19 protein-coding genes and 2 tRNA genes are annotated in these 23504 nt (G+C 66.6%); 4 read left to right on the forward strand and 17 right to left on the reverse strand.

Annotation, left to right across the window (positions count from 1 at the left end; genetic code table 11):
• Positions 1-3: 3 nt before the first annotated feature.
• The 3 genes from rpmI to thrS form a co-directional block, all read right to left on the reverse strand.
• Positions 4-201 (reverse strand): 50S ribosomal protein L35, encoded by a 198-nt coding sequence (rpmI, locus tag ABIE51_RS15260; protein WP_027083463.1) that lies wholly within the window; start codon positions 199-201, stop codon positions 4-6.
• 304 nt (positions 202-505) lie between these two features.
• Positions 506-1030 (reverse strand): translation initiation factor IF-3, encoded by a 525-nt coding sequence (gene infC, locus ABIE51_RS15265; protein WP_232338614.1) that lies wholly within the window; start codon positions 1028-1030, stop codon positions 506-508.
• A 67-nt stretch (positions 1031-1097) separates the two neighbouring features.
• Complete coding sequence (gene thrS / locus ABIE51_RS15270; protein WP_115842436.1) at positions 1098-2999, reverse strand: threonine--tRNA ligase; 1902 nt, start codon at positions 2997-2999, stop codon at positions 1098-1100.
• Between the two features lie 362 nt (positions 3000-3361).
• On the opposite strand from thrS, the gene ABIE51_RS15275 reads away from it, so the two are divergent.
• The gene (locus tag ABIE51_RS15275; protein ID WP_192631347.1) at positions 3362-5059 is read left to right on the forward strand and encodes a c-type cytochrome; all 1698 of its coding nucleotides are present in this window, start codon (positions 3362-3364) and stop codon (positions 5057-5059) included.
• Here ABIE51_RS15275 and ABIE51_RS15280 read toward each other — a convergent pair.
• The 7 genes from ABIE51_RS15280 to uvrB all read right to left on the reverse strand — a co-directional run bounded on the left by ABIE51_RS15280 (position 5046) and on the right by uvrB (position 12603).
• Positions 5046-6038 (reverse strand): hypothetical protein, encoded by a 993-nt coding sequence (locus ABIE51_RS15280; protein ID WP_192631348.1) that lies wholly within the window; start codon positions 6036-6038, stop codon positions 5046-5048. The genes ABIE51_RS15275 and ABIE51_RS15280 overlap by 14 nt on opposite strands.
• Positions 6035-7147, reverse strand: coding sequence for a GNAT family N-acetyltransferase (locus ABIE51_RS15285; RefSeq protein ID WP_192631349.1), 1113 nt, complete (start codon positions 7145-7147; stop codon positions 6035-6037). Before ABIE51_RS15285 ends, ABIE51_RS15280 begins: the two co-directional genes overlap by 4 nt.
• On the reverse strand, positions 7125-8201 hold the full coding sequence (locus ABIE51_RS15290; RefSeq protein WP_354504441.1) for a hypothetical protein: 1077 nt from the start codon (positions 8199-8201) through the stop codon (positions 7125-7127). The genes ABIE51_RS15285 and ABIE51_RS15290 overlap by 23 nt, the downstream gene beginning before the upstream one ends.
• A gap of 140 nt (positions 8202-8341) precedes the next feature.
• Complete coding sequence (locus ABIE51_RS15295) at positions 8342-9235, reverse strand: ThiF family adenylyltransferase (RefSeq protein WP_253337861.1); 894 nt, start codon at positions 9233-9235, stop codon at positions 8342-8344.
• On the reverse strand, positions 9223-10173 hold the full coding sequence (locus ABIE51_RS15300) for a hypothetical protein (RefSeq protein WP_192631351.1): 951 nt from the start codon (positions 10171-10173) through the stop codon (positions 9223-9225). Before ABIE51_RS15300 ends, ABIE51_RS15295 begins: the two co-directional genes overlap by 13 nt.
• 196 nt (positions 10174-10369) lie before the next feature.
• Positions 10370-10444: transfer RNA gene (locus ABIE51_RS15305), tRNA-Val, on the reverse strand.
• A gap of 125 nt (positions 10445-10569) precedes the next feature.
• A complete protein-coding gene (gene uvrB, locus ABIE51_RS15310; RefSeq protein ID WP_192631352.1) occupies positions 10570-12603 on the reverse strand; it encodes an excinuclease ABC subunit UvrB in 2034 nt (677 codons plus the stop codon).
• A gap of 91 nt (positions 12604-12694) precedes the next feature.
• Between uvrB and ABIE51_RS15315 the strand changes: the two genes are divergently transcribed.
• Both ABIE51_RS15315 and ABIE51_RS15320 read left to right on the forward strand, forming a co-directional pair.
• Complete coding sequence (locus ABIE51_RS15315) at positions 12695-13285, forward strand: GspH/FimT family pseudopilin (protein WP_192631353.1); 591 nt, start codon at positions 12695-12697, stop codon at positions 13283-13285.
• A gap of 49 nt (positions 13286-13334) precedes the next feature.
• Positions 13335-13411 (forward strand) — tRNA-Asn (locus ABIE51_RS15320).
• 329 nt (positions 13412-13740) lie between these two features.
• Here ABIE51_RS15320 and ABIE51_RS15325 read toward each other — a convergent pair.
• Genes ABIE51_RS15325 through ABIE51_RS15350 form a run of 6 tightly spaced genes read right to left on the reverse strand, consistent with a single transcriptional unit; the run spans position 13741 to position 20808 of the window.
• Positions 13741-14196, reverse strand: a complete 456-nt coding sequence (locus ABIE51_RS15325) for a type IV pilin protein (protein ID WP_192631354.1) — start codon at positions 14194-14196, stop codon at positions 13741-13743.
• Positions 14193-17957 (reverse strand): pilus assembly protein, encoded by a 3765-nt coding sequence (locus tag ABIE51_RS15330; RefSeq protein WP_192631355.1) that lies wholly within the window; start codon positions 17955-17957, stop codon positions 14193-14195. The genes ABIE51_RS15325 and ABIE51_RS15330 overlap by 4 nt, the downstream gene beginning before the upstream one ends.
• An 11-nt stretch (positions 17958-17968) precedes the next feature.
• A complete protein-coding gene (locus ABIE51_RS15335; protein ID WP_192631356.1) occupies positions 17969-18469 on the reverse strand; it encodes a pilus assembly PilX family protein in 501 nt (166 codons plus the stop codon).
• A gap of 10 nt (positions 18470-18479) precedes the next feature.
• On the reverse strand, positions 18480-19760 hold the full coding sequence (locus tag ABIE51_RS15340; protein WP_192631357.1) for a PilW family protein: 1281 nt from the start codon (positions 19758-19760) through the stop codon (positions 18480-18482).
• Positions 19761-19762: 2 nt separating this feature from the next.
• Positions 19763-20284, reverse strand: a complete 522-nt coding sequence (gene pilV, locus ABIE51_RS15345) for a type IV pilus modification protein PilV (RefSeq protein WP_192631358.1) — start codon at positions 20282-20284, stop codon at positions 19763-19765.
• On the reverse strand, positions 20281-20808 hold the full coding sequence (locus tag ABIE51_RS15350) for a GspH/FimT family pseudopilin (protein WP_192631735.1): 528 nt from the start codon (positions 20806-20808) through the stop codon (positions 20281-20283). The genes pilV and ABIE51_RS15350 overlap by 4 nt, the downstream gene beginning before the upstream one ends.
• Before the next feature lie 212 nt (positions 20809-21020).
• Here ABIE51_RS15350 and ABIE51_RS15355 point away from each other — a divergent pair, with 212 nt between their 5' ends.
• Complete coding sequence (locus ABIE51_RS15355) at positions 21021-22043, forward strand: sensor histidine kinase (RefSeq protein WP_192631359.1); 1023 nt, start codon at positions 21021-21023, stop codon at positions 22041-22043.
• A 51-nt stretch (positions 22044-22094) separates the two neighbouring features.
• On the opposite strand, the gene ppnN is transcribed toward ABIE51_RS15355, so the two are convergent.
• On the reverse strand, positions 22095-23480 hold the full coding sequence (ppnN, locus tag ABIE51_RS15360; RefSeq protein WP_115842444.1) for a nucleotide 5'-monophosphate nucleosidase PpnN: 1386 nt from the start codon (positions 23478-23480) through the stop codon (positions 22095-22097).
• Positions 23481-23504: the final 24 nt, after the last annotated feature.

A 23504-nucleotide genomic window follows, 5' to 3' on the forward strand; every position in this document is an offset into this window, starting at 1 on the left:
TCCTCAGAGATACGGCAGCATGCGATCGAGACGGCCAGCGTCCTCGGCACGAACGTGGTTCGTCTGCCGCAGGTTGCGCTTCCGCTTGGTCGCCTTCTTGGTGAGGATGTGGCTCTTGTTGGCGTGGCCGCACTTGTACTTGCCGGAAGCGGTCTTCCGGAAGCGCTTGGCCGCCGCCCGATTGGTCTTGATCTTGGGCATTGCGATGTCCTTTCGGATTTCGATGACTGGCCTGGGCGGTGGCCTGCGCGCCTGAAGTAGACGCAACCACTCTTTCCGTCCTGCCCGTGCCGGCTTGTAAGTCGTTGATCCAAAAAGGATCACGACAGGTTCCTGATACAACGAACTGCAGATCCCGGCGAGCCGGGCCGGCCATTATGCAGACAACCGGAAACCTTTGCAATTCAGGGCGTTAGTGGCTGCTCAGAGCTGCCGGCGGCGGGGGCCGGGGCCCGGAAACGAAAACGGGCCGCATGGGCGGCCCGTTTCGGGAGCTTGGCGAACCTCAGCTCTTCTTCTTCGGCGCGATCATCATGACCATCTGGCGGCCTTCCAGGCGCGGGCGCGACTCGATGACGATGTCGTCGCCGAGGTCGGCCTCGATGCGTGCGGCCATCTCGCGGCCCAGCTCCTGATGGCTCATCTCGCGGCCACGGAAGCGGATGTTCACCTTGACCTTGTCGCCCTCTTCCAGGAAGCGGCGCATGTTGCGCAGCTTGATCTGGTAGTCGCCCTCGTCGGTCACGGGGCGGAACTTGAGTTCCTTGATCTCGACCTGCTTGGTCTTCTTCTTGGCCTCGTTGGCCTTCTTCTGCATTTCGAAGCGGAACTTGCCGAAGTCCATGATCTTGCAGACCGGCGGATCGGCATTGGGCTGGATCTCCACCAGATCCAGGCCCTCGTCTTCGGCCATGCGCAGGGCTTCGTCGCGCGAAAGCACGCCGATCATTTCGCCATCGCTGCCGATCACGCGCACGCGCGGTACGCGGATTTCCTGGTTCTTGCGATTCGGCTTCTCGGGGGTACTGATGTTGCAATCTCCGGTTTGGATCGTGCCGGCCACCGGGGGCGGCCGGAGTCATGTCAGGCTGCAGGCGTTACTGTACGCCCTCACTGCGCAAACGCGAGGCGAAATCGGCGACGGACATCGTCCCCAGATCCTCCCCTCCCCGCGTCCGGACGGCGATCTGGCCGTTTTCCTTCTCGCGGTCGCCGATCACCAGCAGGTAAGGCACCCGCTGCAGCGTGTGCTCGCGGATCTTATAGCCGATCTTCTCGTTGCGCAAATCGGAATGGACCCGGAAGCCTTGATTTGCAAGGGATTTCCGGATCTCTTCGACGTAATCGGCCTGGGCGTCGGTGATGTTCATGACCACGGCCTGGACCGGGGCCAGCCATGCCGGGAACTGCCCGGCGTGGTGCTCGATCAGGATGCCGATGAAGCGCTCCATCGAGCCGACGATGGCCCGGTGCAGCATCACCGGGTGGCGGCGCTGGCTGTGCTCGTCGACGTACTCGGCGCCGAGGCGGCCGGGCATCATGAAGTCCACCTGCATCGTGCCCAGCTGCCAGGTGCGGCCGATGGCGTCCTGCAGGTGGTATTCGATCTTCGGGCCGTAGAAGGCGCCCTCGCCCGGCAGCTCCTGCCACTCCACGCCGGCGGCACTGAGCGCCGAACGCAGCGCGTTCTCGGCCTTGTCCCACGTGGCGTCGTCGCCCAAGCGGGAGTCCGGTCGCAGCGCGATCTTGATCTGGATGTCGGTGAAGCCGAAATCGCCGTAGACCTTCAGCGCCTGCTCGTGGAAGGCGCGCACTTCGGACTCGATCTGGTCCTCGGTGCAGAAGATGTGGCCGTCGTCCTGCGTGAAGCCGCGCACGCGCAGGATCCCGTGCAGCGCGCCCGAGGGTTCGTTGCGATGGCACGCGCCGAACTCGCCGTAGCGGATCGGCAGGTCGCGGTAGCTGTGCAGGCCCTGGTTGAACACCTGCACGTGGCCGGGGCAGTTCATGGGCTTCAGCGCGTAGGTCCGCTTCTCGGACTCGGTGAAGAACATGTTGTCCTTGTAGTTGTCCCAATGGCCGGACTTCTGCCACAGCGACACGTCGAGGATCTGCGGGCAACGCACTTCGCCGTAACCCGTCTCGCGATACACGCGGCGCATGTACTGCTCGACGACCTGCCAGATCGACCAGCCCTTCGGATGCCAGAAGATCAGGCCGGGGCCTTCTTCCTGCAGGTGGAACAGGTCCTGCGCCTTGGCGATCTTGCGGTGGTCGCGCTTCTCGGCTTCCTCCAGCTGCGTCAGGTACGCCTTGAGGTCCTTGTCGTTGAGCCACGAGGTGCCGTAGATGCGACTCAGCATCTGGTTGTTGGAATCGCCGCGCCAGTACGCGCCGGCGACCTTCATCAGCTTGAACGCGCGCAGCTTGTCCGTGGACGGCACGTGCGGGCCGCGGCACAGGTCGGTGAATTCGCCCTGGCTGTAGAGCGAGAGGTCTTCGTTGGCCGGAATCGATTCGATGATCTCGGCCTTGTACGCCTCGCCCAGTCCGCGGAAGAACGCCACCGCGTCGTCGCGCGACTTCACGCTGCGCGCCACGGGCAGCGATTCCTTGACGATCTTCTGCATCTCGGCCTCGATGGCCGGCAGGTCTTCGGGCGTGAACGGGCGCTCGTACGCGAAGTCGTAGTAGAAGCCGTTGTCGATCACCGGACCGATGGTGACCTGCGCGCCCGGATACAGGCGCTGCACGGCCTGCGCCAGCAGGTGCGCGGTGGAATGACGCAGGACGTCGAGCGCGTCGGGATGCTTGTCGGTGACGATCTCGAGCGAGGCGTCGTTGCCGATGCGGTAGCTCGTGTCGACCAGCTTGCCGTCGACCTTGCCGGCGAGCGCGGCCTTCGCCAGGCCGGCACCGATGGATGCGGCCACTTCGGCCACGGAAACGGGGTTTTCGAACTCGCGGCGGCTGCCGTCGGGGAGCGTAATGGCGATCATGGGATGCGGGCGCGCGGTGCGCGGCTGGCTGTGTTGATGTCGGCGCCGCCGGAAGGGCTGCGCGGGGGAAGAGCAGTGGCTGAAACTAAAAACGGCGCCGCGGCGCCGTCTTGAAGGGGCGTCGAGGGCGTTCAGCAGTGGGCGGTGGTAGTGCTCATGTCGCACGCTCGGCCGGCGGTTTGCCGCGGGCCACCTCGATCCTTTCTCCGGTCGGCAGACGCCGGAGTACGAGGTGAAGTGTTGGGGCTGAGCGCGGTCAAGTCAAACGCCGGCCCGCGCCCATCTACAATCGGCCTGTTCCAGCGGTTGGGGAAGGTCGCCGTGAAGGCAGGCCGCCGCATGGAGCCGATGGAAGGTGACCCATGCGAAAGCGCAGGCTCTTCGGCGGGCTGGCCTTGGCCGGCGCGGCCATCCTTGGCGTGCTGGTCGCGCTCGACGGCGACATGGGAGGCATGATCCACGGTCGTGCCTCGGCGGTATCCGAGCGCCACGCGTCGCTGTCGCCGGCCGATCTCGAGCGCGTCGGGCCGGGCCTGGCCTACTTCGCCCTGGGTGATTTCTCCGCGCTGGACACCGACACGCTTCGCGTGTCCGCCGCGCCGTGGGTGCTGACGAGCACGTTGCTGGCGTTGCAGGAGACCGGCGGCGATCCCGCCACGGTGAGCACGCATCACGTGGAGGCTGCGCTCCGCCGGTCCGGGTTCCTCTATCCCTCGACCATCGGCAATTGGCCGCAGTCCACGTTGCCTCCTGCGCAGGCGGGCCAGCCGCTCGGCCAGAACATCGGCCATGCACGGCGCCTGGTGCCGCCCATGGCACTCACGATCGGCAACCTGGGATGCGCCGCCTGCCACGCCGGCGTGATGTACCGAGCCGACGGCCGCCCCGACCCATCCCGTGCGTGGCTCGGCACGCCGAACACCTCGCTCAACCTGGGCGCCTATACACGCAGCCTTTATCGGGCGATGCGCGAACAGGGCGTGGACGACGTGCGCCTGTGGTCCGCGATCGACCGGCTGTATCCGGACCTCGAAGCGCGCGAACGCATGACGTTGCGCTTCGTGGTCCTTCCTGAGCTGCGCCGTCGTGCAATCGCGCTGGAGGCGGCTGGCGCCGATGACCTGCTGCCATTCAACTCCGGCACGCCGGGCGCGACCAATGGATTCGATTCGTTGCGTCGCCGCCTCGCCCTGATTCCGCCCGGCGAACGCGTCGAGGGCAGCGCGCTCAATTCCATCCCGGACCTGGGCGATCGCGTCATGCGCACCCGCCTGCTCAACACCGGCGCCTACGGCGTCCCCGGAAAGCCGGATCCGCGGCCGCTTGCGCGGGCCGACGTCGACGAGGCGCACATGCACGAGCTCGCTGGGATCGTTGCGTACTTCACGGTGCCGAGCATGGGGGTGACGCCGGAGGCGGCGCAGTCGCACATCGGCGACACCGAGAAGATCCTGCACTGGTTGCGCGACTACCGGCCGCAGCCCTTCCCCGGCGCCACGGACCAGGCGCTCGCCATGCGTGGTCGAACGCTGTATGCGGCCGCCTGCGCGGGCTGCCATGGCACGTACGACGACTCACTCGAACACCCGCGGCTGCAGACGTTCCCGAACTGGGAAGGCGACGTCGGCACTGATCGCGTGCGGGCGACGCAGTTCACGCCGCAGGTCGCGTCGGCGGTCAACGAGTCCGCTTACGGGCGCCACCTCGACGTGCGCGTTGCCCCGCGCTACAGCGCACCGCCGTTGACCGGCCTATGGTCCAGCGCTCCTTACCTGCACAACGGCAGCGTGCCGAGCCTCTGGCAGCTGATGAACCCCGACCAGCGCGCGATTGAGTTCCCGGTCGGCGGCCACGCCCTCGATTTCGCGCAGGCCGGACTCGCGCTGGTCTGCGATGCGCAACGACGTTGCCGATATCCCGACAGGTACGTTCCGTTCTCCGAACCGGAGATGTTCGATACGCGACGTCCCGGACTCGGCAATGGCGGGCACGAGCGCGAGTTCGAACACCTGGACGATGAGGCCAAGCACGCGCTGATCGAATACCTCAAGCGACTATGAGTTCACCAACCGGCAAGCGCACGCGGGCCGCAACGCCCAGGGCCTTGCCGACGCGCAGCGCGGCCAGCAGACGACGCCCGGACGGCACGTCGAAGTGCGAGACGATCCGGCCCGCGCATTCCGCATCGTCCACCGCCGCCGACATCGGCCACGCGGCGAATCCAAACGACGTGAGCGCGAGCCAGTGGCGATACAGGATGCGGCCCGAGGCGAGCGGCGTTTCGTCGGCCGGCCGGTGCAACAGCACGATGGCGTTGGCCGTCATGCTGCGCGCACGTTCCCCGACGAGCGCCGTCGACAGACCCGCTCGATCCAGCCAGGCGTACGCCTTGCCCAGCACCCATCGCGCCCCCGCGGCGTCGATCGCGCCCATGTGCAGGGCCTCGCGATTCATGCCGTCGCGCGCATAGGCTGGATGCCGCGGAGACAGCCGCATCCAATCGCACAACTCGGCGCGCCAGTGCGCATCGCGCAGGAAGCCGGCCGTCGCGCGATCATTGAGTTCCGCCAGCAACACGCGATCGTCCGGCTCCGTCGCAAGGATCACGTCCGTCTGCATCGCGGCCCACGTGTGCAGCGACCGGGCCTGTTCGTCCGTTGCGGGCACGAAACCGCCGCGCCACGTGCTGCGCGCTTCCATCCAGCGTGTCAGCGGATCGACTACCGCCACGCCGCCGGGCGTGATCCGCGCCATCTCCGGAAGCGATGAGCGCGCATCGGACACACCCGGCTCCACTGACGCCACCCCGATGCCGAGCGGGCCGAGCGACAGCACCGTGGCTTCGAGCGCGGCGCCGCACGACAGCGCGAAGTCGCGATCGCCCGGATCGGCGCAGGGCAGGCGTCGTGTCGTGTCGCCGAGCAGCACGATCGAACCGCCACGTTCGAAACGCCATCGCGCCGGCTGCGTGTTGTGCGCGGACGGCGCGAGCCGCGCCGCCGCGACGATGCGCTCCTGCATCCCGCGCTCGATCGTCATGCGCGCAGGTCCTTTCGGAACAGGTGCAATCGATGCAACGGATAGGCGCCCATCTTGACCTTCTGCGCGAGGCTGGCGCGATTGGCATCGGAGATCCACGTGCCACCCAGCGTCCGGTAACCGGCGCGCTGCATCGCGCCAAGGATGCGATGCAGGACCACCGCATTCACGCCCTTCCCCTGCAGCCGGCCAACCACACCCGAGAAGATGAGCACGGCGCGATCGCGCCGCAGCCGGTGCCGCAGGAAGTGCCATGGCGTGGACAACTGGAATCGCGAGCGCGTCGCGCGCAGGAGCGGATTGAGATCCGGAATGCAGATGATGCATGCAGCCGGCTCGCCGCGATGATGCAGGACGGCGGAGATGCGCGGATCCATGATCCACTTCATCTCCTTCGCCTGAAAATGGAATTCATGCGCTGTCACCGGCACGAACATCGGGTTGTTAGCGAACGCGTCATTGAGGACGACTCGCGCATCCTCCATGCGCTGGTCGATCGTGCGCCAGGTGACCGGTGCGAACGAAAACTCGGGTGAATCGAGGATGGCGCGCTGCGGTGGTCCGATCAGCGAGTCGATGTCGATGGAACCGATGCGGTTCTCGAAGGTGCTCATCGGGAAGAACGGCGTGTAGCCATTCTCTTCGAGCAGCCGCGGAATGTGCGGCGGGTTGCAGGCGAGATCGGTGTATGGCGCATGCTCGAACCCGCCCGTCTGCACGCCGATCTGCTGCATGGCGGTGAGGTTGAAGTTGCCGGCGATTTCGGCGAAACCGCGTTCGCGTGCCCAGTCCTCCGCCGCGCCCAGCAGCGCCCGCGCCGCCTCGCTGTCGTCGGCGCAATCGAAATAACCGAAGTAGGCACGTTCGAGTCCATACAGCGCGTTCGACGCCGGATGCACGTGTGCGGTGATTCGTCCCAGGACGCGGCCATCCCGGTGCGCGGTGAACCAGGTGAAGGTCGTTTCGTCGGGGAACAGCGGGTTGACGCCGGCAGCGAGGAAACGCCGCAGGTCGCTCTTCATTGGCGATACGTACGTGCAGTCAGGCCCGTACGCGGAAAACGGCGCCTCGAAGAAGGCCTCGAAATCACGTTCCTTCAGCTGGATCAAGCTGTCTCCTCCGCTCCGCCACCAGTTGTGCCATGCGCTGCACGGCAGCGAGTTCCGCCTGTGCGATGGGCGCGTCTGCGAGCACCGGCATGTTCAGCGCCGCCAGCGTCAGAGGGCGGATCGATACGCGCATCAGATGGCTGGCGCCGTACCGCTGCATGAGGCTGTCGAGCTGTTCGCGCGTGCCTTCGTCAAACTCCGGCGTGCCGACCTGGCCGCTGCGTAGTAACGGATGCCGTGCGAACACGTCTTCCAGCACCGTCCGGTCGAAGTCGCCCAGTTCCGCCTCACGCAGGATCAGCAGCCCATCGATCTGCGCATGCCGTTGCAGGCCGCCGAGGAACGCATCGGCATCGGCCAGGTCGCCCTGCGCAAGCAGGCGAAGCATGCCGCGCCGTTGTTCCTCCGCGCGCAGTTCGAATGCATCGTTGACGATCGCGCCCAGCAGCACCGCCGCGCAGCACACAGCGAGCACCTGGATGGAGGTCGTGGCATCCAGGCCGGCGATCAGCACCACCGCCCCACCCGCTGCCAGCGCGCTGGCGCAGTACGCGACGAAGGCGCGCACGCTGTCGCGATGGGCCCGCTGGCCGCGCCCCAGTCCCTGGGCCAGCCAGCAGAACGCCAAAATAGCGATTCCCGCCAGCCGCACCGGTATCGGAAAGCCCGGAAACCGGAAATCGGTCGCCAGCAGCGGCAGGATCAGCAACAACGAGAGGGCGATGCGATCGGCACTGCGATTCTCCAGTGCCGACAGCGACGTGCGGTCCCGCGCCAGCAACAGCCACGCCATCGCCAGGAATCCCGCCAGTTGGAACACAAGCAGCGCGATGGTCCGCCATGGATAGGCCCACGACGTCGGCAACCATGCGAGGATCGCGAACACCAGCGCACCGGCGGTTGCCACCCACTTGAATGCCTTGGGCGCGTGCCGGCGCAGCAGTCCTTCGCAAAACAGCAGCGCCGCCAGCGGGACCAGGCCTGCGGCAGTCAAGGTCAACGTGTTGAACGGGAACGGCGCTCCCCACCACACCAGCACGCGGCTGGCGAGCATCACCGCGAGTACGCCGAGTCCGAACGACAATCGCACCACCAAGCCTTCGCCCGGATGACGCCGGCGCAGCGCCGCGATCAGGACCAGCAGCCCCGATGCGGCCGCGATGGAGACGAAGCTGTCGGCTACCAGGTAGCCGTTCACGACGCCGCTCCCTCCAGCAGCCTACGCACGCCGTATCGCACCAGCGGGCGCAGCAGAGCGGCGGCGAATGGATTGCGTGGATGTTCGACGCGGGCCGCATACGGATTGAAGAACCAGCCTCGGCAGTCGCAGACGGACGTGCGGCCGAGCAATAGGGCGATTGTCTCGTAGGCCATCAGCATGCCGGTGGTGATCACCATCGGCGCGAACGACATGCGGCTGCGCTGCCCGGCCGCGACTTCGGCAGCCAGTCCCAGATCGATGTATTTGCGCGAGGACGAATGCAGGAGCACGTATTCGGCCTCGCGAAGGAACGCCTCGCGACGCTGGTCGTCCGAGAGGGCGTCCCAGGCGGTGCCGCGCGTGGGATAACCCAGGCGTTCCTCGGGCATCGCTTCATGCGGACGGGTGACGTACACGGAAGGCAGCGGCGAAGCGTAGGCGTCCACCACCGGTCGCCCCAGCCGGCGCGAGGTGCGGTAGAGCAGCAGCGATGCGGCGAGATCGTCCGTGCCGTTCACCACCGCGCCGCTTCGCGAGACGCAGTCTTCGGCATGCACAGGCCAGTCCTCGCGCAGCAGCAGGATGTCCAGGTCCGGATTGATGCGGCGGCACTGCGCCGCCGTCGCCTCAGCCTTGTGCTCGCCGACGGTATCGGTGAAGGCGAACACCTGCCGGTTTAGGTTGGAAAGCTCGAAGTGGTCGACGTCCGCCAGCACCAGCCGCCCGACGCCGGCACGCACCAGCGCCTGGACGCAGGCTCCGCCCATCCCGCCGACGCCGCATACGAACACGGTCGACTGGCGCAGCCGATCCTGCTCCGGCGCGGTGATGAACCCCAGGTTGCGGCCGCTGAAGCTCGCGTAGTCGAACGACCCTACCATTTCCATGGACGCAGCATTCCCCATTCGCGATCGCTGTCGAACCAGTGCAAGACCGGCAATGCTAGCCGCTGCAGCACGGCGGACACCGCCGTCAGCAACACCCGCGCCCACGCGTCGCGCGGCACGCTGTGGCGCAGGTAGCGCATCGCCGCTTCTAGGTCCATGCGCCCCAGTTGCAGCACGTCATCGCCGCGTGCGTAGTCGAGCTCGCGCGCGCAGAATTCGTTATAGATCGCATTGCGATGTTTCGGTGCGGCGTCGAAGGTCTTCTTCAGCGCGTCCGAGCCGCCGGTATAGGCGTTGGTGATGACGAAACGGTCCTCGTCGAAGCCCGCCTCGCCGCCGACGCCGAACACGTGCCGGTGTCCCGCCATGATCTGCCGCGCCGCCAGCAGCTGCGCGAAGCGTCGGCGCGCGCCTTCATGCGGCCCCGGATACACCTGCGAGAAGGTCTCCGCCACCATGCCCACGATCGCAGGCACCTGGGTCACGTTGGACACCCACAGCGGCCGCATCTGCGCGCGCAACAGCAACAGGAAACAGGACAGGCCGTACAGCACCCACGAGAGTCCCTTGCTGCGCACTTCCGGATCGACCATGACCAGCCCCAGGTGCAGCACCTCCTCGGGGCGGCCGTTAAGCTGGATCCCCATCGCGGCCATGGCGTTGAACGCCACCGGCTTGCGGTCGCTGCGCCGGTAGACCACGGTGATCACGCTCTGGGCCAGGTGAGTGCGGTCGGCCGAGAACACGCCGTAGGTGAGGCTGCCGGCGGGCAGCGTTCGGGATGCGACCTCGCGCAATTGCGCGGACAGCGCCGCGAGTTCGGTCGCGCTCATCCAGCGGCCCGGACGTTCCATGATGCGGGCATCGAAGTCCCGACCGGCGCGCAGGCGCAGGTCGAGATGGCGTTGTCCGATCGATCTGACCCAGGCTCCCAGCACGTGCGCCCCTCCCGGGCATTGCCGCCCCACGGCGTCCCCGCATCCACGGTGCCGTCCCCTAGCCTATCTGTATCACGCGGACGTGAGGCGACGCACCGGTGGCGATGCGTGCGAAACCCGAAACGCGCCGTGCCGGGACGCAGAAAGCAGAACGGCGCGATCCCGGAGGAACGCGCCGTTCGAAACCACTGTGTAGTGGTGGGCGGTACAGGGTTCGAACCTGTGACCCCTACCATGTCAAGGTAGTGCTCTACCGCTGAGCTAACCGCCCGGAAATCTTCCCGGAATGCTCCGGATTCCTCTCGCCGCGAACCGCTCGTCGAGGGGCGCGCAGTGTAAACCGTCGGCCCGGCTGCGGCAACAGGTCCGTACGCGTCGGACCGTCGCCGCGCCGGTTCAGGCGGCGAATCCGGCGTCCTTGAGCTGCCGCAGCTGGTCGCGCACCGCTGCGGCTTCCTCGAATTCCAGGTTCTTCGCGTGCTCGTACATCTGCTGTTCGAGCGCCTTGATGCGCGCGGCGAACTGCGCCGGCGTGAGCTTGGCGTAGTCCGCCAGGCTCTCGCCCACCTTCTTGCCCTTGCCGCGGCCCTTGCCGACCTCGCCCGGTTCGGGACGCGCGCCTTCCATGATGTCCACGATCGGCTTGGCGACCGAACGCGGCGTGATGCCGTGCTCGAGGTTGTGCTTGACCTGGCGCTGGCGGCGGCGGTCGGTTTCGTCCAGCGCTGCCTGCATCGACCGGGTCACGCGGTCGGCGTAGAGGATCGCCTTGCCGCGCACGTTTCGCGCGGCACGACCGATGGTCTGGATGAGCGAGCCGGCCGAACGCAGGAAGCCTTCCTTGTCCGCGTCCAGGATCGCCACCAGCGACACCTCCGGCATGTCCAGGCCCTCGCGCAGCAGGTTGATGCCGACCAGCACGTCGAACTTGCCGAGGCGCAGGTCACGGATGATCTCCACGCGTTCGACGGTGTCCACGTCCGAGTGCAGGTAACGCACGCGCACGCCGTGTTCGCCGAGGTATTCGGTGAGGTTTTCCGCCATGCGCTTGGTGAGCGTGGTGATCAGCACGCGATCGCCCATCTTCACGCGTTCGTTGATCTCGCCCAGCACGTCGTCCACCTGCGTGGCCACCGGTCGGATCTCCACTTCCGGATCGATCAGGCCCGTGGGGCGCACGACCAGTTCGACGATCTGGTCTTCGGACTTTTCCAGTTCATACGGACCCGGCGTCGCCGACACGTAGATCGCGCGCGGCGAACGGCCTTCCCATTCCTCGAACCGGAGCGGGCGATTGTCCAGCGCGGACGGCAGGCGGAAACCGAATTCCACCAGCGTTTCCTTGCGCGAACGGTCGCCCTTGTACATCGCGCCGATCTGCGGAACGGTCACGTGCGATTCGTCCACCACCAGCAGCGCATCCGGCGGCAGGTAGTCGAACAGGCACGGCGGCGGCTCGCCCGGCATGTGGCCGGTGAGGTGGCGGCTGTAGTTTTCCACGCCGTTGCAGAAGCCCACTTCGGCGAGCATTTCCAGGTCGAACTGCGTGCGCTGCGCGAGGCGCTGCGCTTCGACGAGCTTGTTCTGCGCGTACAGCTGCTCCAGGCGCTCGCGCAGTTCTTCCTTGATGGTCTCGACCGCATCGAGCACGGTGCGGCGCGTGGTGACGTAGTGCGAACCGGGATAGATCGTGTACCGCGGCACCTGGCGCAGCGATTCGCCGGTGAGGGGGTCGAACAGCGTCAGGCGTTCGATCTCGCCGTCGAACAGCTCGATGCGCAGTGCCTCGGCGTCGCTTTCGGCCGGATGCACGTCGACCACTTCGCCGCGCACGCGGTAGGTCGCGCGGCGCAGCTCGGTATCGTTGCGCGTGTACTGCATTTCGGTGAGGCGACGGATCAATTCGCGCTGGTCGATGCGCTCGCCGCGTACCATGTGCAGCACCATGCGGAAGTATTCGTTCGGATCGCCCAGGCCGTAGATCGCCGAGACCGTGCAGACGATCAGGGCATCGCGGCGCTCGAGCAGCGCCTTGGTCGCCGACAGGCGCATCTGCTCGATGTGCTCGTTCACCGAACTGTCCTTCTCGATGAAGGTGTCGGACGAGGGAACGTAGGCTTCCGGCTGGTAGTAGTCGTAGTAGCTGACGAAGTACTCGACCGCGTTGTGCGGGAAGAACGACTTGAATTCGCCGTACAGCTGAGCGGCGAGTGTCTTGTTCGGCGCCATGACGATCGTCGGCTTCTGCACCTGCGCGACGACGTTGGCGACGGTGAACGTCTTGCCCGAGCCGGTGACGCCCAAGACCGTCTGCGCCGCCAGGCCGTTCTCGAAGCCCGCCACCAGGCGCTCGATCGCCTGCGGCTGGTCGCCGGCCGGCTGGTACGACGAGACGAGCTGGAAACCGGCGGGATGGAGGCTGTCGTTCATCGGCATGGCTCCGGAAAATTCCTCAGTGTAGACCGCCTCATGGATGGGGGCGGGAACGGCATTTCCCTACCCTGCCCGACGGCGCGCGGCGATGCCGCCGGGCCGCGTTGACGGCGACGCTGGAGCCCTCTCCCACGCTGCTTTCGACGCCATGGACCAGGCCCGGGGCCTCACCCTTCCTGAACTGATCACCACCCTTGCCGTGCTGGCTATCTGCACTGCGCTTGCCTGGCCGCAATTCAGCTCGCTGATGTTGAGTACGAAAGGGACGGCGGCGCTGAGCCTGCTCGGCACATCCCTGGCCGGGGCACGGATGGGGGCCGTGTCGCGGCGAGTGCCGGTTACGGTGTGCCCGAGCTCGGACGGGCGACAATGTCGCAAGGATTCGATCTGGGACGACGGCTGGATCCTCTATCGCGATCCGCACAGCCGGGATCAGCCCGAGACTGCGACTGACATCCTGCAGCGCTTCACCATCGACCAGGACGCGTTCACCCTGCGCAGCACCAGCGGCCGCCAGCGCGTGCGCTACGTGTCCAGCGGCTACACAGCCACCAACAACCTGACGATCCTGCTGTGCGAACGCCTCGCGCAGCGCGAAGTGGGCCGCGTCGTGGTGAGCCGCCCCGGCCGCATCCGCACGGAGCGGCCGCGCGTTCCGAGCCCGGGATGCCTCTTCTGAGCGCTCATGTCTTGACCTTGTCGTCCGAGGCTTTACAATGCCGGTCCCCGCCCGAATAGCTCAGCCGGTTAGAGCACTTGACTGTTAATCAGGGGGTCGTTGGTTCGAGTCCAACTTCGGGCGCCAAATACATGAAGGCTCGCAGCGATGCGGGCCTTTTTTTGTGCGCGCAGCCGGCCACGCAGAGGCATGCATGCCCGTCGATGTTCGCCCGATACGTTCCACCCATCTCGCCACTATCGGTTGCGACAAGCTATCCCGGCGAAGCGGTTGCCGGAGAGTCCTCAGCCACGGTGCGTCACACGTGCTGGAGCCGTCGCCGGCCATCACGTCACGTCGCGTGCAGGCCGCCAGGGTTTTCCCGGCGCGCGAAATAGAAAGGCCGCGATCTCTCGCGGCCTTCTGCATTCCAGCGCTCGAACCGCGACGCTTGCAGCGTCAGAACGTAGCTGTGCTCACCAGCAGTCGGAAACCGACGCGGCGGTGCCGGTCTTGGTCTTCACGCCGGCCTGGTTGATCGACAGCTCACCACAGCGTGAGTCCCTCGCCTGGTCGGTGCCGGTCACCGGCCTCGCGGTGAGCGTGTAAGTCGTCGCGGTCGCGTTGATGCAGACGCTGTAGTACGCCGTGCCGGTTCGCGGCGAACGGCCGAAGTCGCCCGCCAGCACGCAATCGCCGCCCGGCGAACCGAAGCCGACGTAGGTGTTGTTGACCGTCTTCCAGCGCTCCGCAAGCTGCGCCAGCTCCAGCAGGTCGGCCTTTGCCTGGCCTCGCCGGCCCTTGCGGACCGAATCGGTGTACGACGGGTAAGCGATGGCGCCCAGGATGGCCACCACGCCAACCACGATCATCAGTTCGATCAATGTGAAACCGCGGGCCGCGCGTCGCGTGGGAAGTGCACCAGCATTCATCGGATCTGTCTCCAGGATTGGCGGCCGCATGGACGGACGCGATACAGCGGCTGCGAACCTGCCACCGACACGATCGCCATGCAGTATTCGGGATTCATCGCATCGTAGTTGGCGATGGCGGCATCGTCAGGCGTACCCGACAGGCCCGCTTCCTTGCCCGTCGTATAGACGCTGACATCCTTGACCGGCGCGGAGCCATCGGTGGTGAGCTGCAGGCGGCCGCTGCCCTCCGCGAGGTTGTCGCCGGTCGGCGAGCCGACCTTGACCGTACCCAGATTGCCGCCGCCGCTCAGCGTGGAGAGCCCATACACGTAGTTCGCACCGCCGCCGGAGCAGGCGTCGCCTGCCGTGGGCGCGTAGGTGGTGAAGTACAGGGTGCCGCCGTCGATCTTCGGATACCCGACCATGCGCTCACCTGCCCGGACGAATCCGCTGCCGCCGGTCACGCCGAGGTCGAGGTACCAGCCGCGCTGCGTGAAGTAGTTCACCGTGGTGTTGGTGACAGTACCGCTCGCCGCGACGGTCTGGCCGACCAGATTGGCGCGCGTGAGCGGCAGGGTGAGGTTCTCGCCCGGCATGTCCAGCACGCCGTACATCGTGTGCATGTCGGTGTTCTGCTTGTCGCCGTCGTACGAGAAGCTGCCCGTGCCGAACAGGACCATGACGCCGCCGCGCGGGCCGACCGCAGCTTCGAAGCCGCCCGTGATCGCCTGGCGCTTGGCCGTGCTGCCCGTGCCGTCCTTCGCGGTGAACAGCGGCTTTCCGCTCAGCGAGACACGCGCGGTACCGGTCTTGGTCAGGTCGAACTTCCAGACGTTGCCCTGCAGGTCGCCACCGTAGACCGTATCCACCATGCCGTCGGAGCCGAGCAGGTAGCCGCTGGACGTGGTGTCGTACTGGTAGCGGTCGATCGCGACGATGTTGCCAAGGCCATTCGCGGCGGCCGGGCCGCCCGTTTCCTTCGCGTCGATGTAATCGACGTCGCCGGTGGCCATGTCGACGACGAACAACGTGACGGTGCCCTGCGTCGCGGTCACGCCTTGCAGCTTGTTGCCGTAGCCGCCACCGAAGATCGCCTTCCACACCGGGCGGCCGCTGCTACCTCGCACCGGCACGATCACCGGCTTGCCCAGCACGAAACCTATGCGATCGCCCACGGCACCCGGGATGCGGTCGTTCACTTCCCACAGGGCGTCGTTGGCCTGGAAGCCGGTGTTCGGCGCGGACGTGACGTCCAGACCGAACACACTGCGCCCGCCGGCACCGGAGGTGCCGACAAGCACCGTCTTCCACGTCGTGCCGAACATCGCATCGGAGACCACGACCGGGCCGTCGACGTAATAGCGGTGCTGGAAGTTGGGACTCGTCGGGAACAGGAGGTTGCCCATGTAGCCCACGGCGGTCGCCGGGATGTAGCCGAACACCTCGGCGCCGGTCAGGCCATTGAAGCCGTGCAGCATGCCGTCGTTCGCGCCCACGTAGACCATGCGCTTACGCGTGGCCTTGGCCGTGAGGTACGCATTGTAGTTGTACGGGTCGTACTCGAAGGTACCGTCGGCCTTGCGGATGAGCGAGTAACCGTAGTCATCCGTCGGCGCGGAGACCACCGGCGTGGAGTTGATGATGTCGCCCAGCAGCGTGGTGCGGCGGCGCAGCTTCGTGCCTTCCAGCGTGCGATCGCCGGCGAGGTACTGCACCGCTTCGGTCGCAGTGACGTTGAGCGTTGTGATGTCCGCGCCGGACACCGGCCCGCAGCCGCTGGCGTAATTGGCGCACAGCGCGGTCAGGGTGCTCGGTCCGGCCGTGTAGAAGTCGGCCACGGCGGGCGTGCTGTCATCGGTGGTCGTCGCATAGAACAGCTTGCGCGCACCGGCCGTTGGCACCTGCTCGCTCGCCGACCACATGCGCGTATAGGTGAAGGTCGAGGTGCCATCGGTATTGCGGACGCGGGCCGGCTTGGACGCGACCACGTCGCCGTGCCAGTCGGTACCGTTGCGGTCGAAGCGCGGCGTGACCGAAAGCGAGTTGTCACCGAGGCGCGATCCGGTGACCGCCAGGCTGCCCGACACGCCGCCGCCCACGCCGACCGAGGCGAGCACGTTGCGCATGGCGGTGGTGATGTCCGCTGGCGTCTGGGCGTTGATGTACTGGCCGCGCGAGTTCATCGTCGCGTGCCAGATCTCGTCGACGGTGTTGGGGTTGTCGTTCGTGCGCGTTTCCCAGGCCGGCGAGGTTGTCGCCGCCAGCGCCTGAGCGGTCGCGAGCGCGCCATTGGTGGTGCCGTTGGGCATCACGCCGTAGTTCACGCCGAACTGCTTGCCACGAGCGCCGAGCGTAATGCCGTAGAAATTCATGTGAAGGTTGGTGTTGCAGTCCACGCCTTTCTTGGCGGCTGCATCGGTGCCTTCGCAGATCTGCGGGTTGGCCGTCGGTACGCGGCCCGGCGTGAACGCCGTGCCACGCAGCGTGTTGTTGTAGTAGTAGGCCGCGATGTCGGCCATGGTGTTGTTGAAAGTGTCGGCGTACGGGACGCCCATCGTTCCGTCTGCGTTGTCGTAGCCGGTGGGGCCGTTCTGGTTGCTGTAGCCGTCGGTGAACAGCATGCCGGCATTCTTCTGGCATGCGTTCTGGATGATGTCGGCGTTGGTGTTGAACTGCTTGCCGATGTGCTCAACGGCCCAGCGGTTCGGCGTGCTGCCACTGGCGCCGAGGCGGAGCACGTCCGACAGCAGCGCCGACTTGGCGCTGTTGTCGTCCATGTCGCGCATGGTGACGTTGGCGTAGGCGTAGCTGCCGCCGCCGCTGTTGATCGTGAAGTAGCCCACGCGGAGCTTGCTGGTATCGACCAGGGAGCGCGTCAGGCCCGCAACCATCGCGCGGTTGCGGTTGCCGTAGTAGGAGAACCAGTTGGCGAAGTTCTGCTGGGTCGCGGTCGTGGTCGGCGTGTACTTGTACAGGGAGCAGCCGGTGCCACAGGCGTTGGTGACTTCCACCGCCGTCGAGTAACCGGCGATCGCGCGGTTTTCCTTCAGATAGAAGACAGCCGGCGTGTATTCGATGGCGATGTCTTCGGCGCCCGAGTTCCACGTCACGTCCGACGACGCGGTGTAGACGACCCAGTCCTGCCGGGTGCAGTTACCCTGCCAGTTCGTCGCCACGCACTGGTAGCGGGCGTACTTGGTGCCCGACGGAATCACCATGCCCGTCTGTATGCGGAAGTCGTCGTCGCTGCTGGTGCTGTAGTACGGGGCGAAGAGGTTGACCCACGCGGACTGGCGCGGGTCGAGCCTGGTCTGGGTGAGCGAAGCGTCGCCGTACGAAGTCAGGTCTGACTTCACCCACGGATCGTAGGTCGTGTCCGGGTTGTAATAGGTCTTGTTGTAGTCCGGCGAACGGGCGAAGCCGTACCTGTCGAAGGGCGGGACGCCGAGATAGTTGTTGATACGCGTGCCGGGAAGAACGTACAGGTAATCGCACGACCCCGACGTACGCAGCGCGGTGCCGTCGAAGAAGCTCTGTGCGGAAGTGCTCCAGCAACCCTCGCCGTCGGCGCCGGGGAACATCGTCTGGAAGGTCATCGAACCCGAATCGTCGATGGCCATGATGAAGTTCGGCGACACCGTCGCACCCAGGTGCATAGGCTCCTGCGCAAGTACGCCGTCGCCCTGACGGGTGGCGTTCGCGCCTACGTCGGTAAGCGCGAGCACGCCGGCGGCGCCGGCGGCTAGTGCGGTAACGATCAGCAATCGTTCGAGATTCATGTGTAGGTGCCTTAAGGCATGAAGACGGTTTCGACCGCGGAATCCGAGGTCGGATCGGCCGCCACGTCGGTCGAGAATGCGGAGATCTGCCAGATCACGGGCTTTTCGTTGACCGGCTGCGTGCCCTGCGCGATCGAGTAGCCGGGGGTGCACTCGTTCAGGCGCGTGGCGACGACGGCGGTGTCCGGGTCGTCGTCGGCGGCGCGGAAGCCTGCCCATGCCGAACCGCGCACCGGCGAGGGATCGTCGCAGCGGCGTTCCTCGTCGCGCTCGCCCGCGCGCGGGATGAAACGGCTGTCCGCGTTGACCTGGACCTCGACGTTGCGCGCCAGGCCTTCGGCGCGCTGGAACGCGGTGTTCACCGCGCGGTAGTTGGATGCCATGCGTTCCTGCAGCGCGGCGACCTGCATGCCGACAATGCCGAGCAACGACAACAGCACCAGGAAGATCAGCGCGACGTAGAGCACCGCGCCGCGCTGGCGGGCCGGGAATGCGTATGGGGAACGTTTCATCGGGCCGGCCTCAGTTGCCGAACAGGCGGTTGCGCAACACGACCGTGGTCACGTAGGCCGAGCGGTAGTGGCCATCGTTGGTCGTGGGACGGGTCAGGTTCAGACCCAGCACGTTGGGTACGGTCGTCGCCTGCTCGGCGGCGGAGCGGTCGGAACTGCGCATGAGCAGGCCGACCTGCACCGAGCCGACACGACGCCACTCATCGGACTGCAGGTTGTCCGGATTGTTGGTCGGCGTTGCGTTGACGGCCGAAGCCACGCGCGTGCGTTCGACGTTTCCGCGCGGCAGGTCGTTGGGCAGGTGCTCGTCCATGCCGTAGAGCAGTTGCATCGATTCGACGCCTTCGACCAGTTCTTCCTTGACGAAGGTCACCGCACCGCTGGCATCGACGGTCGCACGCGCGCGGAAGAGCGACGGCGGCCGGGTGTTGTCGGTATTCGTGCCTTCGCCGACTCCCACGAAGTACACGACGGTTTCGGCGCGATAGAGCACCGGCTTGTTCTGCGTGTTGCCCTCGAAGCTCCATTCGTCGCCGATGAGACCGCTTCCGTTGAGTCCGGTAACGCTGGCCGACACGACGCCAGCGGCGTTCACGCCGCCGTTGGCGGCGAACACGCTGACCTGCTGGCAATCTGCCAGGCCGAACAGGCCGCTCGAATCGGTCGTGCTCACCGCGGAACCGTAGCTGGCGGGCGTGATGGTGTAGGACGTGGCGGAAGCGGCGGCCAGCGTCGCCGGAACACCGTCGCGCGAAAGATAGCGGACCACGAGAATGTCGCTGCCGACGACCGGTTGCAGGCTGTTGATCGCAGCCGGGAGCGCGGGCGACCACTGATTGACATTGCCCACGACGGGCGTGCCGGCGGTCAGCGCGCGGGTGCCGCCGGGCGCGGTTCCGGTCGCCTCGAAACCCTGCACGCCCATGTCGAAGCGCAGCGGGAACGCGGCCGCCTGGAAGTTGCGTGCGGTGCGCTGCGCCGGCGTGAGGAACCAGAGGTTCAGCCCCTGGCGTGTCGCATCGCTTGCGCTCGGACGTTCGGGTGCCATGTGCGCCTGGTCGTTCACGCAACCCATGTGGCCTGCCATGCGCAGGTCGCGCTGGATGTAATCCACCGCGAAGCGCGCGTTTTCCTGGGTGCGTGCGACGCCGGTGGAGAGCTGGTAAGCGCTGCGCGAGGCCCCCATCACCTGAACCAATCCCAGCAGCAGGACCAGGCCGATCACCATCGCGATCATCAGTTCGATCAGCGACAGACCCGTCTGGCCATGCCGGTGTTTGAAGTTGCGCATGCTCATAGCGTGGAGACCACCTGGAAGCTCGTGAGACGGCCTTCGATGCCGCCGCTGGCCGCGTCGTTGGTGCGGCTGACGTTGTCCGCCCAGATCACGGTGACCGTGGCGGTGTAGCGACCGGTCGGGTTTTCCACGACCACCACGCTGCCGCGACCGCCGGGGAGCTGGGACACGACGTCGCAACGCCAGCGGGCGATGTTGTTCAGCGCGGTGGCGGCATCTTCGGCAACGGAGCTGCAGCCGGTGTTGGGGACGGTGACGCCGGTGAAGGAGTCCTCCGTCAGGCGGTTGTAGACCACGATGTGGCGCGGGTTGGACCGCATCATGTCCATCACTTCGCTGGCGAGGTTCGTCGCCATCGTGCGGTGCTGGGCGCTGTTGGTGTAACGGACGTTGAGCACCTGAAGGAACGCCAGGCCGATCAGGCCAACCGCCAGCACCAGCAGCGCGATCAGCACCTCGATGAGGGAGAAGCCGCGCTGCGCGTGGACGCGCCCGGGCGTGTTGCGTCGGCGGATCACTGGCAGCTCCTTTTTTCCATGCGCGCCTGTCCGCTGCGCTTGAGGGTGATCAGGCGCTGGTAATCCTGACCCGTCGAGCAGTCGGCCAGCTTCAAGGTGAGTTCGGCCTGCTGGCTGGTGCGCCCCGTGCGATCGAACGGGATCTGCGACACGCCGCCGCCGTTGGCGACCGCCGTGAGGCGCAGCGCGGAGTTGCCTTCGAAGTAGCGGATCGCCGTGTCGCCGGTGGTGAAGGTGCCGCTGGAATCCATGTCGGTGTACGCGAGGTAGCCGACGTTCCAGTCCGCACCGTCGCATTGCGCGCCCGAAGTCGATGGGCACACGCCACCACCGCGGTTGCTGCGGATCGCCTCCGTCCGCGCGAGGTTGAACGCCGCCAGCAGCCCGTTCGTCGACGTGGCGATGCGGTTGGACTTGATCACGCTCGTGAACGCCGGGTACGCGAGCGCGCTGCCGATGGCGAGCACGGCGATCGTGATCATGAGCTCGATGAGGGTGAACCCCCGGCTCGCGGAACTGGTCATGAGTTGGAAATCCCCTTACACCCCGAGGGCATGTTTCCCTGACCGCCGCTCCCGGACAAGCGCACCGGGGATGAGCGGTCGGATCGGCCGATGGGCGTGGCGAGCGCTGTGACGCGCATCTCGCCCGGTCGCCCGTGGCTGCCGGCTATGGCCCCCGCCACGGGCCGGCAGGCAATATGGTGGCCCGGCGGCCGCTCCAGTGCAGTGCTCCAATGCCCAGTTCGCAACCCGCACACAGTCCGCTGGACGCCCTGTGGCAACCCACGGCGATCATCTGGACGATGCTGTCGGGCGAAGCCCTGGCCCTGCTGCTCGCGCTGGCGCCCGGACTGGACGAACAACGCCTGCGCTACTTCTGGCTGATGTCGGTGGCGATCCAGTGGGTGCTGTTGTGGAGCATCGCCTCGCTGTACCTGGTCCGCCGCCCCCTGCGCTCGCTGCCGCCGCACCGCATCGCGTACGTGGTGCTCGCGATCCTGCTGGTCAGCACCTGGATGATCACCGCCGCGATCGGCTTCTTCTTCCGCGAAGGCTGGGGCATGGACATCGGCGACTGGCGCTGGACGCAGTGGCGCCTGATCGGCATGGTCATGACGATCGGCGCGCTCGGCATCGCCGTGTTCCAGAGCCAGTGGCGCGCGCGGCAGCTCGCCCTGCGCGCCAAGCAGCTCGAACTGGAAGCCCTGCAGGCCCGCATCCGCCCGCACTTCCTGTTCAACACGCTCAACACCGGTGCCGCCCTGGTGCATCGGAAGCCGGAGGAAGTGGAACGCCTGCTGCTCGACCTGGCGGACCTGTTCCGCGCGGCGCTCGCCGGTCCACGCGACATCACGCTGGAAGACGAACTGGCGCTCGCCCGCCGTTACCTGGAAATCGAATCGCTCCGCTTCGGCGAGCGTCTGCGCATCGAGTGGAAACTGCCGCGCGAGATCCCGCGCGTGATGGTGCCCTCGCTGTCGATCCAGCCGCTGGTGGAAAACGCGATCCGGCACGGCATCGAGCGGCGCCCCGAGGGTGGCGAGGTCGAGATCGCGGTGTCGACGATGCCCGACACGGTGATCGTGCGGATCATCAATCCGCTGGCCAGTGGCGGCGAGAACCGGCCCGGCCACCACGTCGGATTGAATGCATCGCAGGTGCGGATCGAGGCGCTGACCGGCGGTCGCGGCAGCGTGCTGACGCAGCAGGAAGGTCGCCGCTTCATCGCGACTGTGCGCCTGCCGACGAACGCGTGACCCGATGAACCTGGAAGGCCGGCGCGATCCGCACCGGCCTTCCCTGACGGCTTACGCCACCACGCGATAACAGGGCTTGTATTCGCCGGCGATCTTCATGCGGCGCTGCTCGACGAACGCGCGCAGCAGCGCGTCGAGCGACTGCATCATGTCCGCATCGCCGTGGATCTCGAACGGCCCGAACTCCTCGATGCGACGCATGCCGTCTTCCTTCACGTTGCCGGCGACGATGCCCGAGAACGCGCGGCGAAGATCGGCCGCGAGCTCATGCGGCTTGCGGCCGTGATGCAGGTCGAGCGCGGCCATCGCCTCGTGCGTCGGCACGAACGGGCGCTGGAACGTCAGCGGGATGTCGATCGACCAGTTGAAGAAGAACGAATCCTTCTGCGCGATGCGATGCTCGCGCACCTTGCGAATGCCCGCCGACATGCGCTTGGCGACCTGGTCGGGGTCGCCGACGATGATCTCGTAACGCTTGGTCGCTTCATCGCCGAGCGTGAGGCGGATGAACTTGTCGATCTGTTCGAAATACGGCGCGGCAGACGCCGGGCCGGTGAAGATCAGCGGGAACGGCAGGTTCGCGTTTTCCTCGCGCAGCAGGATGCCGAGCAGGTAGAGGATCTCCTCCGCCGTGCCGACGCCGCCCGGGAAGACGATGATGCCGTGGCCCATGCGGACGAAGGCCTCGAGGCGCTTTTCGATGTCCGGCATGATCACCAGGTGGTTGACGATCGGGTTCGGCGATTCGGCCGCGATGATGCCCGGCTCGGTGATGCCGATGTAGCGCGTCTTGAAACGGCGCTGCTTGGCGTGCGCGATCGTCGCGCCCTTCATCGGGCCCTTCATTGCGCCCGGGCCGCAGCCGGTGCAGATGTCCAGCCCGCGCAGGCCCAGTTCGTACCCGACCTGCTTGGTGTAGACGTACTCGTCGCGCGAGATCGAATGACCGCCCCAGCAGACGACCAGGTTCGGATCGGTCGGATGCAGGATGCGCGCGTTGCGCAGCAGTCCGAACACGGCGTCGGTGATGCCGTCGCTGGTCTCGAGGTCGCGCGGCGAATCCGGGCCCAGGTCCATCGCGGTGTAGGCAAGATCGCGCACCACGGCGAACAGCAGTTCGGCGACGCCGCGGATGATCTCGCCGTCGACGAACGCCATCGCCGGCGCGTTGTGCAGGTCGATGCGCATGCCGCGATCCTGCTGGTGCACTTCGATGTCGAATTCCGGGTACAGCTCGCGCGCGGCACGCGGATCGTCCGACGCGCTGCCGCTGGTGAGCACGGCCAGCGCGCAACGGCGCAGCAGGTCGTGCATGCCGGTGGACACGTCGCGCAGGCGGGCGACTTCGTTGTGCGAGAGAACGTCCAGCCCGCCCTTCGGGTAGATGCGGGCGTTGACGGTGGGAAGCGTGGTTTCGATGGGGGTGGCGGTGCTCATGAACCTGTCTGTCTCTTCTTTCGT

It is taken from the genome of Lysobacter sp. OAE881, assembly GCF_040546665.1.
Taxonomy (GTDB): domain Bacteria; phylum Pseudomonadota; class Gammaproteobacteria; order Xanthomonadales; family Xanthomonadaceae; genus Lysobacter_J; species Lysobacter_J soli.

Coding starts and splice junctions, on each gene's coding strand:
- rpmI (WP_027083463.1), bottom strand. CDS start 201: ATGCCCAAGATCAAGACCAATCGGGCGGCGGCCAAGCGCTTCCGGAAG.
- thrS (WP_115842436.1), bottom strand. CDS start 2,999: ATGATCGCCATTACGCTCCCCGACGGCAGCCGCCGCGAGTTCGAAAAC.
- ABIE51_RS15275 (WP_192631347.1), top strand. CDS start 3,362: ATGCGAAAGCGCAGGCTCTTCGGCGGGCTGGCCTTGGCCGGCGCGGCC.
- ABIE51_RS15280 (WP_192631348.1), bottom strand. CDS start 6,038: ATGACGATCGAGCGCGGGATGCAGGAGCGCATCGTCGCGGCGGCGCGG.
- ABIE51_RS15290 (WP_354504441.1), bottom strand. CDS start 8,201: ATGCTCGCCAGCCGCGTGCTGGTGTGGTGGGGAGCGCCGTTCCCGTTC.
- ABIE51_RS15295 (WP_253337861.1), bottom strand. CDS start 9,235: ATGGAAATGGTAGGGTCGTTCGACTACGCGAGCTTCAGCGGCCGCAAC.
- uvrB (WP_192631352.1), bottom strand. CDS start 12,603: ATGAACGACAGCCTCCATCCCGCCGGTTTCCAGCTCGTCTCGTCGTAC.
- ABIE51_RS15315 (WP_192631353.1), top strand. CDS start 12,695: ATGCCGCCGGGCCGCGTTGACGGCGACGCTGGAGCCCTCTCCCACGCT.
- ABIE51_RS15325 (WP_192631354.1), bottom strand. CDS start 14,196: ATGAATGCTGGTGCACTTCCCACGCGACGCGCGGCCCGCGGTTTCACA.
- ABIE51_RS15330 (WP_192631355.1), bottom strand. CDS start 17,957: ATGAATCTCGAACGATTGCTGATCGTTACCGCACTAGCCGCCGGCGCC.
- ABIE51_RS15335 (WP_192631356.1), bottom strand. CDS start 18,469: ATGAAACGTTCCCCATACGCATTCCCGGCCCGCCAGCGCGGCGCGGTG.
- ABIE51_RS15340 (WP_192631357.1), bottom strand. CDS start 19,760: ATGCGCAACTTCAAACACCGGCATGGCCAGACGGGTCTGTCGCTGATC.
- ABIE51_RS15350 (WP_192631735.1), bottom strand. CDS start 20,808: ATGACCAGTTCCGCGAGCCGGGGGTTCACCCTCATCGAGCTCATGATC.
- ABIE51_RS15355 (WP_192631359.1), top strand. CDS start 21,021: ATGCCCAGTTCGCAACCCGCACACAGTCCGCTGGACGCCCTGTGGCAA.
- ppnN (WP_115842444.1), bottom strand. CDS start 23,480: ATGAGCACCGCCACCCCCATCGAAACCACGCTTCCCACCGTCAACGCC.